Below are 13,633 nucleotides of genomic sequence, written 5' to 3'. Positions count from 1 at the left end.
GTGCCGTCCGGGCCGGTCCCGGCGCAGGTCGGGCGAAGTCCGCTGCAGGATTCGCGGCTCCGCCGCGGGGCCCTGTGCCGTCGACCGCCTGCGGCCTCGTCGTGGCTGGTCGCGCAGTTCCCCGCGCCCCTTTGGGGCGCTGCCGTACTCGGCGCAGCCAGTGGAGCGCTGGGGCGGCGCAGCTCCCCGTTACTCGCCGCGGCCCCCACCCCCACCGATCCCACCCCCCGCAGCACCCCCGTCCCCACCCCCGCCCTCCCCACCCCCCGGGCGATACGCGTGCGAAGGAGCCCGCGATGAGCGACATGATCACCGCGGACCTGGTCGACCTCGACCTGTCCGCCGATACGAAGGAAGCGGCGGCGCGTGCCCTCGCCGAGCGCATGGTGGCCCTGGGCCGGGTGACCGACCTGGAGGGCTTCCTCGCCGACGTGGCCGCGCGCGAAGCGCAGATGCCCACCGGCCTCGACGGCGGCATCGGCATCCCGCACTGCCGCAGCGAGCACGTCACCGAGCCGACGCTCGCGTTCGGACGCAGCGCCGCCGGCATCGACTTCGGCGCGGCGGACGGCCCCGCCGACCTGATCTTCCTGATCGCGGCCCCCGCCGGCGCCGACGACGCCCACCTGACGATCCTGTCGTCGCTGGCCCGGCAGCTGATGAACGCCGAGTTCACCGACGCGCTGCGGTCGGCGGGCGACGCGGCGGCCGCGGCCGCACTGATCCGCGGGGACGAGCCGGCCGCGGCCGGCTCCGAAGACTCCGCTGCGGCGTCGGGGGCGGCCTCCGCCGACGCCGCAGCGGGCAGCACGGCCCCGGCGCCGGGAGCGAGCGTCGAGGACGCCTCCGCCCCGGCACCGGGCGCCCCCTCGGCGGACGAGCGCCCCTTCCGTATCGTCGCCGTCACCTCCTGTCCGACCGGCATCGCGCACACGTACATGGCGGCCGAGTCGCTGGAGAACGCGGGCCGCGAGGCGGGCGTCGAGGTCACCGTCGAGCCCCAGGGCTCGGCGGGCTTCACCCGGCTCGACCCGGCCGTCATCGCCGCGGCGGACGCCGTGATCTTCGCGCACGACGTCCCCGTACGGGAGAAGGAGCGCTTCGCCGGCAAGCCGACCGTCGACGTCGGCGTGAAGGCGGGCATCAACCGCCCCGGCGAACTGATCACCGAGGTGCGTGGCAAGGCCGAGCGCGGTGAGGTGACCGCGGGGGCCGCGCCCGGCACCCCGGTCGAGCGCGCCGGTGAGTCCGGCGAGGGCTACGGCACCAAGCTGCGCAAGTGGCTGATGTCCGGTGTGAGCTACATGGTCCCGTTCGTCGCGGCGGGCGGTCTGCTGATCGCCCTCGGCTTCGCGATCGGCGGCTACAAGATCAAGTCGGCGCCGTCGGTGATGGACCACTTCGTGTGGACGCAGACCGACAGTTGGGCCGCCCTGATGTTCCAGATCGGCGCCGTGGCCTTCGGCTTCCTGGTCCCGGTCCTGGCGGGCTACATCGCCTACGGCATGGCGGACCGGCCGGGCCTGGTCCCCGGCTTCGTCGGCGGCATGATCGCCTCCACGATCAACGCGGGCTTCCTCGGCGGCCTGGTCGCCGGTCTGCTCGCCGGTGGCGTGGTGATGGCGATCCAGAAGATCAACATCCCGGCGGTGCTGCGCGGCATCATGCCGGTGGTGGTGATCCCGCTGATCTCCTCGGCGATCGTCGGGTTCCTGATGTTCGTCGTCGTGGGCAAGCCCATCGCGTCCGCGCAGAAGGGCATGACCGACTGGCTGAACGGCCTCTCCGGTTCCAACGCCATCCTGCTCGGCCTGCTGCTCGGCCTGATGATGTGCTTCGACCTCGGCGGCCCCGTCAACAAGGTCGCGTACACCTTCGCCACCGCCGGTATCGCGGTCTCCAACCCGAGCGACTCCGCGATGAAGATCATGGCCGCGGTCATGGCCGCCGGCATGGTCCCGCCGCTCGCGATGGCGCTGGCCACCACGGTCCGCGGCAAGCTCTTCACCGAGACCGAGCGTGAGAACGGCAAGGCCGCCTGGGTCCTGGGCGCCTCCTTCATCTCCGAGGGCGCCATCCCGTTCGCCGCGGCCGACCCGCTGCGCGTCATCCCCTCCTCGATGGTGGGCGGCGCGATCACCGGAGCCCTGTCGATGGCCTTCGGCGCCACCCTGCGCGCCCCGCACGGCGGCATCTTCGTGGTCCCGCTGATCGGCAACGCCTTCCTCTACCTGATCGCCATCGCGGTCGGCGTGTGCGTCACCACCGGTCTGGTGGTCTTCCTGAAGGGCATGCGCAAGTCGGCCCCGGGGACCGTGAGCCCCGGCACGGCGGACGACACGTCGACGGCGACGGCCCAGGCGAAGCAGCCGGTGGCCGCCTGACATCGAGGCCCTCATGCCCCTTTGGTGCACTGTGAGTCGATCAGTGCAGCTGAGGGGCATGTGCCTTACCTGCGAAGACTGCGAGATACATCACGGTCCGGGGTCAAAGTCCCGGACCGTGGTGTCTACTGGGGCGCATGCCCGATGAGCACGTCTCGATCCTCCAGTCGCTGGGCCTGGCCGTCCTCGCCTTCGCGGCCGTCGTGTGGACGCTCGGCCTGATCGGCCTGGTGCGCCGCGGCCGCTCCGAAGCCGGCAGCCTGCGGCTCGCCTTCCGCACGCTCTGGTACACCGGCCGCACCCCCCTGCGCTCCCTCCCGCACCAGCGGCAGTTCCCTCCCCATCTGGAGTACGTCGAACTGACGCCGACCGAGCGGGACGCCTTCGCGGGCCTGGTACGACAGCTCAGCAACGGCCGCTGACCCGCGGCCGACGGGTCAGGAGACCTGCGCCGCCCGCCGCTCCATCGCATCCCGGGCCGCGTCCTCGCTGACGTACACCTCGCACATGTGCCGCCCGTCGGGCGTCGCCGTGTGCTCGACCTCCCAGAGGGAGACCTCCGCGCCGTCACGCAGCAGGAACGCGTGCTCGTAGAGCGCGAAGCACAGCCCGGCCCGCCCCGCCCGGCACGGGCGCCCGAAAGCCTGCGTGATCTGGTGCGCGAACGCCGTGGCGAGCAGCGCGGCCGTCTCCGTGCCAGGCCGGTCCGGGTTCTCCGCGCGGCGCAGCAGCCGACGCGCATGATCCGCGGAGTCGTCCGGCACATACGCGTGCCTCGGCGCCGGGATCGGCGACAACTGCACCGTCACCGGCAGCTCGAAGTCCGGTGCGTCCGCAGGCAGCGGCAGCCGCGAGGTGGCCGCACGCAGCTCCTCCTCGTCGACATACACCTCGTGCTGCGCGAGGCTGCCCGGCGCGGTGTTGTGCACGAGCTCCCACAGCGTGAGCGCCGAGCCGTCGACCAGCAGCCAGGTGTGCCGGTACGTCTCGCGGTGCAGCCCCGCGCTGTGGTGCGCGGAGTGCAGCGAACTGTCGTACGCCAGCGCGCAGTCGAGTTGCCGTATCGTCTCGTCCGGCAGCTCGAAGGAGTTCAGGGCACGGCCGAGGAGCCGCTCGAGATGCTCCTCCGGAGACTCGGGCGACTCGGCTGGTTCGTACGCTGTCGTCTCGTACGGAACGCTCAAGGTTTCTCCCGGCGTTGCTGCATGTCACCTTGTGGGTGCATACCGTAGCCCCTCGGTCGGACATCATGTCCGGGAACCGAGAAAACGTACGCACAGAAAACGCGCGGGCCGTGTGAGAAGTTCCCACACGGCCCGACGATCTGTCAGAAGTCGCTGCTCAGACGGTGATTACGCGGCGCTTCCCGCCGTCCACTCGCTCCATGGCATGTTCCAGCCGTTGAGCCCGTTGTCGGGGGCGACCTTCTTGTCCGGGGAGTTCTTGACGATCACGACGTCGCCGATGAGCGAGTTGTCGTAGAACCACTTGGCGTTCGTGGCGCCCTGTGCGCCCTGCACATCGGCGAGCCCGACGCAGCCATGACTGGTGCCCTGGCGGCCGAAGGGCGGATTGCCCTTGTTGTACCAGTAGTTGCCGTGGATGAAGGTACCGGTCCGGGTCAGACGCATGGCGTGCGGCACATCCGGGATGTCGTACTCGCTGCCCAGGTCCACCGACTGGCTGTTCATGCGCGTCTGCACGAACTTCTCGGAGATCACCATCTGCCCGTTGTACGTCGTGTGCTCCGGGCTGCCCGAGGAGATCGGCACCGACTTGAGGGTCTGGCCGTCCCGCACGACCGTCATGGTCTGCGTGTTCACATCCACCGTGGAGACCTGGGAGCGCCCGATGGTGAAGGTGACGGTCTTCTTCTGCACCCCGTAGACGCCGTTCGCGCCCTCGACGCCGTCCAGGTCGATCTTCATCGTGACCTTGGAGCCGGCCTTCCAGTACTCCTCGGGCCGGAAGTCGAGCCGCTGCGCCCCGAACCAGTGCCCGACCACCTTCTGCCCGCTGCTCGACGTGACCGTGATGTGCGACTGCACGGCCTTCTTGTCGCTGATCACCTTGTTGAAGTCGAACGAGACCGGCATGCCCACGCCGACCGTCGTCCCGTTGTCCGGCGTGTACGTCCCGATGAAGCTGTTGGCCGAAGTGACCGTGGTGAAGATGGAGTTGGCGGCCGCCGTACGGCCGCTCCCGTCCTTCGCGGTCGCCGAGATCTGGTACTTCGTCCCGCGCTCCAGCTGGTGCTTGGGCTTCCAGACCCCGCCGTCCGCGGATATCGACCCCGCTACGACCTGTCCCGACCCGGCCACCGTCATCTTCACGTCGGTCAGCCTGCCGTCGCTGACCTTCACGCCGGTCGTGTTGATCGACGCGTCGGTCGAGCCGTCCTTCGCCGAGATGACGATCTTCGCCGTCGACGTCTTGGACGAGCCCCCGCCGCCCTTGCTGTCGCTCGATGAGTTGGAGGAGTTGGCGTTGGCGTCGCCACCGCAGGCGGTCAGGGTGAGCGCGCCGACCATCAGGGCGGCACAGGCCCCCAGTACGCGTACGCGCCGCGCGGCAATGTCCGGCGTTGTCACGGGCTGCTCCAGGTTCGTGTGATGTGCGTTGTCCGTTCCAGTGCGTGTGAAAGGAGGGATTCGGCGGACCGTGGGGTTCCCTCCGTCCGCGATGAACGCGATCACGTGACAGAACCGGGACAATCGCGTGCGAACGCAGCCCTGTTGTTACAGACCTCCGTACAACTCCTCGTACGACGGCCACATCCCGCCGGGCCCGTCCACCGGCTCCGCGGCGCGCACGGCCCGCACGATCGCCCGTGTCACCACGTCCGCGCCCGCCGCGAGGACCTCGTTCAGCGCGAGGGGATGCCCGGCGTCGAGCGGCCGTGCTCCGGTCGCCAGCGCGAACACCGTGTCGCCGTCGTTGAGCAGATGCACCGGCCGCACGGCGCGCGCGATGCCGTCGTGCGCCGTACCGGCGAGCTTCTGCGCCTGAGCCTTCGACAGGTCCGCGTCGGTGGCGACCACGGCGAGCGTGGTGTTCAGCGGGGGGAGCTCGTTCTTCGCGGCGCTCTCGGCGAGACGGCCGCGCGCGGCCTCGTGGACGTGTGGCTCGGGGTAGTTCACCCGGCCCTGGAACAACTCCCCGTACAGGACGCCTGTTTCCGGATCCATCGCCGATCCGGCCGCGTTGGCCACCACCAGGGCGGCCACCGTGATCCCCGAGCCGAGCACCGTGCTCGCGGTGCCGACCCCGCCCTTCATCGGCCCCACGGCCGCCCCTGTGCCGGCGCCCACGCACCCTTCCTGCACGCGTGCCCCGGCCTCGCTCGCCGCGGCCGCCTCGACCGCCGCCCGCCCGGTGGCGGCATCGGGCCTGGCCCGGAAGTCGCCGCCCCGCCCGAGGTCGAAGACGCAGGCGGCGGGCACCACCGGAACAACATGGGCCGGGTCCGCCCCGGCGCGCACCCCGCGCCCCTGCTCCTCCAGCCAGGCCATCACTCCCGACGCCGCGTCGAGCCCGTACGCGCTGCCGCCGGTCAGCACGATCGCCTCGACCTTCTGCACGAGGTTGCGCGGGTCAAGGGCGTCGGTCTCCTTGGTACCGGGGCCGCCGCCCCGCACATCCACGGCGGCGACCGCTCCGCCCTCGGGAGCCAGTACGACCGTGGTGCCGGTGAGCCAGCCGCCGCCGGTGCGTGTCGCATGCCCCACCCGCACTCCGGTGACGTCCGTCAATGCGTCAACTGTCATGGAGCCAGTCTCGCCCGGCCCGGCACGACAGCGCCCCGGTCAGCCCACCGGGCTCGTCGCGCGCTCCCCGCTCGATCCGCTCGCCCCGCGCTCTCCGCCGACCCTGCGCGCCGTCAGCATCACCCCGGCCGCCACCGACAGCGCCGACACCAGGCCCGCCGCGAACACCGCCCAGTCGCCCAGGAAGGTGCAGACGATCACGAGCAGCGCCGTGGTCGGCAGCACCAGCTGCTGGGCGATGCCCACCTTGTAGTAACGGGAGTGCAGCGCCCACACGGTGAGCAGATACAGCGCCGTCGGGAGGGTCACCGCCGCCGACGCCTCCAGCGTGGAGATGTGCGCCTTGCCGACGGCCTGCTCCACCGCCACCTCCAGGCCCGCCCCGACGGCGGCCGCCGAGGCGAAGATCAGGTAGTGGCCGTAACCCCACAGGAACGCCTGCCGGTTCGTGCGCAGATGGCCGTGGATCGGAACCGCGAAGTAGATCCACCAGGCGGCGAAGATGATCAGCAGTCCGCCCGCCGCGATCGGCAGCAGATCGCCCAGGGCGTCGTTCTCGTCGATGCCCGACTTCACCGCGACGGTGGCCGCCGCGATTGTCTCGCCGAGCACGATGATCGTGAACAGCCCGTACCGCTCGGAGATGTGGTGCGGATGCCAGGACGTGGGGTGGTCCTTCTCGGCGTACGGCGGCACGCACATCTCCAGGACCGCCATCACCACGAAGACCCACACCCGGGCGCCCGCCGGCAGAACCACCAGCCCGAGCCAGCCGATCATGCACAGCGACACACCCGCGGCATACCGCAGCCCCATGGTCCGCTCGGCGCCCTCGGTCGAACGGGCGGCGCGCAGCCACTGCGCGGTCATGGCGACCCGCATGATCACATAGCCCAGCCAGACCACCAGGAACTCGTGGTCCTCGAACGCCCGCGAGATCCCGGCCGCCAGTACCAGCACCCCGGCGATCTGGACCAGGGTGACGACCCGGTAGAGCACGTCGTCGTTGTCGTACGCCGAGGCGAACCAGGTGAAGTTCATCCACGCCCACCAGATGGCGAAGAAGACCATCGCGTAGTTGAGGATCCCCTCGCCCGCGTGCCCCTCGGCGATGGCGTGCACCAGCTCGACGCCCGCCTGGGCGACCGCCACGACGAAGCACAGGTCGAAGAAGAGCTCGAGCGGCGAGGCGACGCGGTGCGCCTCCCCGCGGCCCCGGGCCGCGAGCCTGCGCAGGGGGCGGCGGTTCGCCGGTGTGCCGGAGGACGCGGGCGGCGGAGTGGAGCTGGTCGTCATGGGACCAAGCACAGCAGACAACCGGCGGGAATTCCTGGGCAGCAGGTACCGCCCTGCCCGCACGGCGCCCGGCCCGCAGGCCGGGCGGGCGGCCGGTGCGACCCGGCCGCCGCGCACCGCCGGGGCCGTACCCTGGACGCATGACCTCCGCCCCCGCCCCCGAGCCGCGCGCGCCGAAGCCCGCGCTGATCTTCGACGACCCGCTGGACCAGCAGTCCTCGGACGACACCGACCGCGGCTGGGGCGAGCGGCCGGGGGCGGACGGCGACTCCGCGGCCGACCTGAAGCGCTTCCTCGACGAGAAGCCGCCCCACCACCTCTGAACCGCGCGGCCCGCTGCCGCTACCGCTCGTCGCGCCCGGCCGCACGCTGTGCGACCAGCTCGTCGCGGATCTGCTTCAGCACCTCCAGCTCGGTCACCTCGATCACCTCGTGCGTGCCCTCGCGCGCCTTGCGGCGGGCCTCCACGCGAGCGAGGTACTTCGCCATGGGCAGCACCATCAGGAAGTAGACGACGGCCGCGGTGATCACGAAGCTGAGGGTGGCGCCGAGGACCGAGCCCCACATGAGCTGGATCCCGTGGTTGCCCGGGCACGACTCGCTCAGGCACGACTTGTAGTTGTCGAGGTTCGTGGTGCCGATCGCCCCGACCAGCGGATTGATGAGCCCCTTCACCACCGAGTTCACGATGTTGGTGAACGCGGCGCCGATGACCACCGCCACCGCCAGATCGACGACGTTCCCGCGCATCAGGAAGGCCTTGAAGCCCTGCCAGATGCTCGGTTCCTTCTTCTCGCTCACCTCGGGTCCTCTTCTCGCACGCACAGGTTGGGGAACAAACAGTTCCGCAACCTACGGCACCGCGCGACCGCCCTGCCCGACCGGGTGGCCCGACCGTCGGACTCGACAGGAATCCGCGCAGGATGCACACATCGCGGACGTCGTGAATCAGCACACCGTCACCGCCAGCCGTGCCGTCGCGCTCGCGCCGGCGAGGTGCGCCGCCGTGGAACGAGGAACCGAGAGCACGACCAGCGCCCCGCTGTCGGCCCCGTCGTCCAGGGGCTCGGGCACCTCGGTCACCCGTGCCCCGCGCGCGACCACACGGGCATCGCCGCCCGTCGCCGTCTGCTGGGCGGCGACGACGTCCACCCGGTCGCCGGGCCGCAGCAGCCGGACCGTGGCCCCGTCGGCGATCCGCACCGGCGCGGCCACCATCTGTACGGCGCGGTGCTTCCGTACGGGATCCGCCACCGGATGGCCACGCGCCGGGCCGGTGGCCCGTGGCCCCGCCACCAGCGCGGCCGCGGTCACCGCGAGGCCTGCGGCCACGGCCCGCCTGCGGTGCCGTACGAGCCGCCGTAGCTGATACCGCCCGCCGCGCACCCGCACGGGAGCGAAGTGCGGAACCTCGCAGGTGGCGGGGGTGTCGGTGCCGGGTGGGCACGGGGTGGAAAGGGCGGGGAAGAGCAGCGGGGGAGGGAGGGACACGTGGATCACCACCTGCGTCGAGGAATCGGCCTGCAGGCCCACGATGAGGCCTCGCGGCGATCTCTGCCGACGCCGGTGGACTACCGACGGGTTGTGGACAACTCCCTCACCGGAACGGGGAGTTCCGGAGCTTCGGCTCCCGCCGAGGCTCGTCCCCGGAACCTCGTCACGGCAGCTCGAAACCCGGATCCATCCCACCCAGCGCGTTCGTGCACAGGCAGTCCCGGTCCTCGTTCGCCGGCAGGGCGGCCACCGCGTCGAAGAGCACGCCCCGCAGCCGGTCCACGTTCGCCGCGAACACCCGCAGCACCTCGTCGTGCGAGACGCCCTCACCGGTCTCGGCGCCCGCGTCGAGGTCGGTGACCAGCGTCATCGTCGAGTAGCAGAGCTCCAGTTCCCGGGCGAGCGCCGCCTCGGGATGGCCGGTCATGCCGACCACCGACCAGCCCTGCGCCTGATGCCACAACGATTCTGCGCGGGTCGAGAAGCGCGGTCCCTCGACCACGACCAGCGTGCCGCCGTCCACCGGCTCCCAGTCCCGGCCGCGCGCGGCCTTCAGGGCGGCCGTGCGTCCGACGGGGCAGTAGGGATCGGCCAGGGACACGTGCACCACGTTCGGGATGTTGCCGCCGGGCAGCGGCAGCCCGTCGAAGTACGTCCCCACCCGCGACTTCGTACGGTCGACCAGCTGGTCCGGCACGAGCAGCGTGCCCGGACCGTACTCGGGGCGCAGACCGCCCACCGCGCACGGGCCGAGCACCTGGCGCACGCCGAGCGACCGCAGCGCCCAGAGGTTGGCCCGGTAGTTGATCCGGTGCGGCGGCAGATGGTGGCCGCGTCCGTGGCGGGGCAGGAAGGCGACCCGCCGGCCGGCGATCTCACCGAGGAAGAGGGAGTCGCTGGGGGGCCCGTAGGGGGTGTCCACCTGGACCTCGGTCACGTCGTCGAGGAACGAGTAGAAGCCCGAGCCGCCGATTACACCGATCTCTGCGTTCGCCATGGCGGCACAGTATCCGGCCCCGGCGGTGGGCGGAGAGGGGGATCCGGAGACGACGAGAACCCTGTCGTCGTACGACGACAGGGTCCCGGTGAGCGAGTCCTTAGGCGGCGGAGCTGCTGCTGGAGGAGGTGCCGGTGCTCGACGGCTTCGAGTCCGAGGACGACGAGGACGGGGCCGACGACGAGGTGGACGTCGACGACTTCGAGGACGACGCCGGTGAGCTGCTCGAAGAGGAGCCGCGGCTGTCGTTCCGGTAGAAGCCGGAGCCCTTGAAGACAATGCCGACCGCGGAGAACACCTTCTTCAGGCGGCCACCGCAGTTGGGGCACTCGGTCAGGGCGTCATCGGTGAACTTCTGCACCGCCTCGAGGCCCTCGCCGCACTCGGTGCACTGGTACTGGTAGGTGGGCACTGTCTTCCTCCTGGCACTCTCACTCAATGAGTGCTAACGAAGGTCCATAGTGACGTATTCCCGGGGATCAGTCCACCGTCACCGGCACTCGGTGACCGACGCCACGTGCGACGGTCAGGCTGCGGGGGCGTGCCACGAGCCGTGACCGAAGGGCCACGAGGGTCGTCAGCGCCAGTACGGTACCGGCCATCGGCACCAGGAATCCGGCCCCGCCCCAGAAGCGGTCCTCCAGCTGTCCCGCGACCGTGACGGCCGCCGCCTGGCCGAGCGCCACCGCGCCGGTCAGCCAGGTGAAGGCCTCGGTGCGGGCGCCGGCCGGGACCAGGCCCTCGACCAGCGTGTAGCCGGTGATCAGCGCGGGCGCGATGCACATGCCGACGAGCAGGCCGAGGCCGGCCAGAACGAGCACCGAGTGGGCGGCCCACAGGCCGGAGGCCGCCAGGGCGAGGGCGCCGTACCCGAGGACGAGCCGCCGCTGCGGGGCCACCTTCCAGGCGACGGCGCCGCAGACGATGCCGGAGAGCATGTTGCCCGCCGCGAAGACGCCGTAGAGGACGCCGTTCAGGCCGGGCTCGCCGATCGACTCGGTGAACGCGGCCAGCGAGACCTGCATGCCGCCGAAGACGGAGCCGATGCCCAGGAAGGCCACGATCAGAACGCGCACACCGGGGACGCGCAGCGCGGAGGCGTGCTCCACGCGCGCGTGCCCCGTTGCGCTGACCTCGGGCTGCGTGCTCTTCTGCGCCGCGAACAGCAGACCGCCGACGAGCGTCAGCGAGGCCTCCGTCACCAGGCCGGCGGCCGGGGTGACGGCGGTGCACAGAGCGGTGGCGAGGAGCGGGCCGAAGACGAAGGTCAGCTCGTCCGTGACGGACTCGAAGGCGGCCGCGGTGGTCATCAGGGGCGAGCCCTGGAGCTTCACGCCCCAGCGGGCGCGCACCATGGGGCCGACCTGCGGCACCGAGGCGCCGGTCGGCACCGCCGCCGCGAACAGGGCCCACAGGGGTGCGTGGGCCAGCGCGAGCGCGGTGAGGGTCAGGCCCGACAGCGAGTGCAGCAGCACGCCGGGGATCAGCACGGCGCGCTGCCCGTAGCGGTCGGCGAGGCGGCCGCTGTAGGGCGCGAACAGGGCCATGGAGACGCCGGTGACGGCCGCCGCGGCGCCGGCCGCGCCGTAGGAGCCGGTGGTGTGCTGCACGAGCAGCACGATGGAGATGGTGAGCATGGCGAACGGCTGGCGTGCCGCGAAGCCGGGGAGCAGGAACGTCCAGGCGCCGCGGGTGCGCAGCAACTGTCCGTAGCCCGGGCGGGAGGTGACCGTGGATGCCACGGCCCGTGCCTTTCTGCCGCCTGGTAGCGCGGCCCCCCTTTGCGGGCGGCGCCGAGAGCTGTCCTCTTGCGCGGAACTGCGGTAGATACCGGCGGTCCACTGCTCAGGGACGTCCCGGCCGCCATACGGTCGCGCCAGCACTGCGTCAGGCAGAGTTGGTTCGATCAGGGTGCGCCTTCATCGTACAGGGATCAATTGCTGATGTGCCTGTGAATATGAGCACCATGCGTGCGTTCACCTGGGATTACCGGGGGTGTGAACCGTACGAAACATGCCATTAACGCCCAGCGCCCGCTTCCAGTCCGTTGGTCCCGAGCCATCCGGCCAGCTTGCCGCCGTGGCCGACCGAGCGCAGCCGCCGCTCGGCCGCGTCCCGCACCGGGTCCGTGGCGACCACGAGCAGTTCGTCGCCGCGCCGCAGCACCGTCGTGGGCAGGGGGACAAACGATTTTCCTTCGCGGACGACCAGGGTGACGGCCGCACCGGCCGGCAGGCGCAGCTCGGCCACCTCGACGCCGTGCATCTTCGAGCCCTCGGGGATCGCGACGGACAGCAGATGCCCGCGCAGCCGCTCCAGCGGGGCGGACTCGATGCCGAGGTCGGCGGCCTCGGCATCCTCGCCCAGGCGCAGTGTGCGGGCGAGCCAGGGCAGCGTCGGCCCCTGGACCAGCGTGTAGACGACGACCAGGACGAAGACGATGTTGAAGATGCGGCGGCTGGCGTCGACGCCCTGCACCATCGGGATCGTCGCCAGGATGATGGGGACCGCACCGCGCAGCCCGGCCCAGGACATCAGGGTCTGCTCCTGCCACGGCACCCGGAACGGCGCCAGGCACAGCACCACGCTCAGCGGGCGCGCCACCATGGTCAGCGCCAGGCCGATGACGAGCGCGGGCCACACGTCGTCGCCGAGCTCGTGCGGGGTGACCAGCAGGCCGAGCAGGACGAACATGCCGATCTGGGCGATCCAGCCGAGCCCTTCGGCGAAGCCGCGGGTGGCGGGCCAGTGGGGCAGTTTCGCGTTGCCCATCATCATCGAGGCGAGGTAGACGCCCAGGAAGCCGCTGCCGTGCGCCAGTGCGCCGCCCGCGTACGCGGTGACGGCGATGGCCATGACGGCGATCGGGTAGAGGCCGGAGGCGGGCAGCGCCACGTGCCGAAGACCCCAGGAGCCGAGCCAGCCCACCGCGAGACCGATGGCCGCTCCGATGGCGAGTTCCAGGGCTATCTCGCCCAGCAGCACGTACCAGTGGTCGACCGGGCCGGCCGTGGAGAAGGCGACCACCAGGATGACCACCGGGGCGTCGTTGAAGCCGGACTCGGCCTCCAGTGTGCCCGTCACGCGCGCGGGGAGAGGGATCCTCCGCAGCACCGAGAAGACCGCCGCAGCGTCGGTGGAGGAGACCACCGCCCCGACGATGAGCGCCTGCCGCCACTCCAGCCCGATCAGGAAGTGCGCGGCCGATGCCGTGACCCCGACGCTCACCGCGACCCCGCCCAGTGCCAGCGCGGATGCGGCCGGCAGGGCCGGCTTGATCTCCTTCCACTTCGTGCCGAGTCCGCCCTCGGCCAGGATCACGACCAGGGCCGCGTATCCGATGACCTGGGTCATCTCGGCGTTGTTGAAGTGGATGTTGCCGATGCCGTCCTGGCCCATGAGGACCCCGATCCCCAGGTACACGAGCAGGCTGGGGAGCCCGCTGCGTGAGGAGATCCGGACCGCGGCCACGGCGACGAGCAGGACGAGCGAGCAGACGAGCAGAAGCTGGTTGAGGTGGTGGACAGTCAGCGGCCGTTCCCTTCCCTGACTCACACGCATCCCGCGCGGGAGCTCACGTACATAGGACACGAAGTCGAGAAACTCCGCACCCAAGTACTTCGTTACCTTACCTAACTCTTGACGATTTCTTGACGCTCGCCGAGGCAAGATCGAACGCGCGTCCGCGCCGGTTC

Annotated in this window: 13 protein-coding genes; 3 read left to right on the top strand and 10 right to left on the bottom strand. The window is 71.1% G+C overall.

Annotated elements, in window-relative coordinates:
• The first annotated feature begins 296 nt into the window (after nucleotides 1-296).
• Together ACWDAG_RS16950 and ACWDAG_RS16945 are read left to right on the top strand one after the other, a co-directional pair.
• Entirely contained in the window at nucleotides 297-2,384 is a 2,088-nt protein-coding gene (locus tag ACWDAG_RS16950; protein WP_450696360.1) for a PTS fructose transporter subunit IIABC, read from the top strand.
• Between the two features lie 137 nt (nucleotides 2,385-2,521).
• Nucleotides 2,522-2,806 (top strand): hypothetical protein, encoded by a 285-nt coding sequence (locus ACWDAG_RS16945; protein ID WP_450696359.1) that lies wholly within the window; start codon nucleotides 2,522-2,524, stop codon nucleotides 2,804-2,806.
• Between the two features lie 15 nt (nucleotides 2,807-2,821).
• Here the strand turns inward: ACWDAG_RS16945 and ACWDAG_RS16940 are convergent, their stop codons facing one another.
• From ACWDAG_RS16940 to ACWDAG_RS16925, 4 genes are all read right to left on the bottom strand, one after another.
• Nucleotides 2,822-3,568, bottom strand: coding sequence for a DUF6227 family protein (locus ACWDAG_RS16940; protein ID WP_450696358.1), 747 nt, complete (start codon nucleotides 3,566-3,568; stop codon nucleotides 2,822-2,824).
• Between the two features lie 168 nt (nucleotides 3,569-3,736).
• Entirely contained in the window at nucleotides 3,737-4,975 is a 1,239-nt protein-coding gene (locus tag ACWDAG_RS16935; RefSeq protein WP_450696357.1) for a L,D-transpeptidase, read from the bottom strand.
• 147 nt (nucleotides 4,976-5,122) lie between these two features.
• Complete coding sequence (locus ACWDAG_RS16930) at nucleotides 5,123-6,151, bottom strand: P1 family peptidase (protein ID WP_450696356.1); 1,029 nt, start codon at nucleotides 6,149-6,151, stop codon at nucleotides 5,123-5,125.
• A 39-nt stretch (nucleotides 6,152-6,190) separates the two neighbouring features.
• Entirely contained in the window at nucleotides 6,191-7,447 is a 1,257-nt protein-coding gene (locus tag ACWDAG_RS16925; RefSeq protein WP_450696355.1) for a low temperature requirement protein A, read from the bottom strand.
• Nucleotides 7,448-7,587: 140 nt separating this feature from the next.
• Between ACWDAG_RS16925 and ACWDAG_RS16920 the strand changes: the two genes are divergently transcribed.
• A complete protein-coding gene (locus ACWDAG_RS16920) occupies nucleotides 7,588-7,770 on the top strand; it encodes a hypothetical protein (protein WP_450696354.1) in 183 nt (60 codons plus the stop codon).
• 19 nt (nucleotides 7,771-7,789) lie between these two features.
• Here ACWDAG_RS16920 and mscL read toward each other — a convergent pair whose 3' ends face one another.
• The 6 genes from mscL to ACWDAG_RS16890 all read right to left on the bottom strand — a co-directional run bounded on the left by mscL (nucleotide 7,790) and on the right by ACWDAG_RS16890 (nucleotide 13,499).
• Complete coding sequence (mscL, locus tag ACWDAG_RS16915) at nucleotides 7,790-8,248, bottom strand: large conductance mechanosensitive channel protein MscL (protein ID WP_450696353.1); 459 nt, start codon at nucleotides 8,246-8,248, stop codon at nucleotides 7,790-7,792.
• A gap of 147 nt (nucleotides 8,249-8,395) precedes the next feature.
• Nucleotides 8,396-8,938, bottom strand: coding sequence for a hypothetical protein (locus ACWDAG_RS16910; RefSeq protein WP_450696352.1), 543 nt, complete (start codon nucleotides 8,936-8,938; stop codon nucleotides 8,396-8,398).
• A gap of 166 nt (nucleotides 8,939-9,104) precedes the next feature.
• On the bottom strand, nucleotides 9,105-9,938 hold the full coding sequence (locus ACWDAG_RS16905; protein WP_450696351.1) for an S-methyl-5'-thioadenosine phosphorylase: 834 nt from the start codon (nucleotides 9,936-9,938) through the stop codon (nucleotides 9,105-9,107).
• Nucleotides 9,939-10,038: 100 nt separating this feature from the next.
• Nucleotides 10,039-10,350, bottom strand: coding sequence for an FmdB family zinc ribbon protein (locus ACWDAG_RS16900; protein WP_099929449.1), 312 nt, complete (start codon nucleotides 10,348-10,350; stop codon nucleotides 10,039-10,041).
• Between the two features lie 67 nt (nucleotides 10,351-10,417).
• Nucleotides 10,418-11,680: an MFS transporter gene (locus ACWDAG_RS16895; protein ID WP_450696350.1), complete on the bottom strand. Its 1,263-nt coding sequence runs from the start codon at nucleotides 11,678-11,680 to the stop codon at nucleotides 10,418-10,420.
• Nucleotides 11,681-11,957: 277 nt separating this feature from the next.
• Nucleotides 11,958-13,499: a potassium/proton antiporter gene (locus tag ACWDAG_RS16890; protein ID WP_450696612.1), complete on the bottom strand. Its 1,542-nt coding sequence runs from the start codon at nucleotides 13,497-13,499 to the stop codon at nucleotides 11,958-11,960.
• Between the last annotated feature and the right edge of the window lie 134 nt (nucleotides 13,500-13,633).

The sequence above is a fragment of the Streptomyces sp. NPDC001157 genome, assembly GCF_053598255.1.
This window is presented reverse-complemented; position numbering and strand designations above follow the sequence as displayed.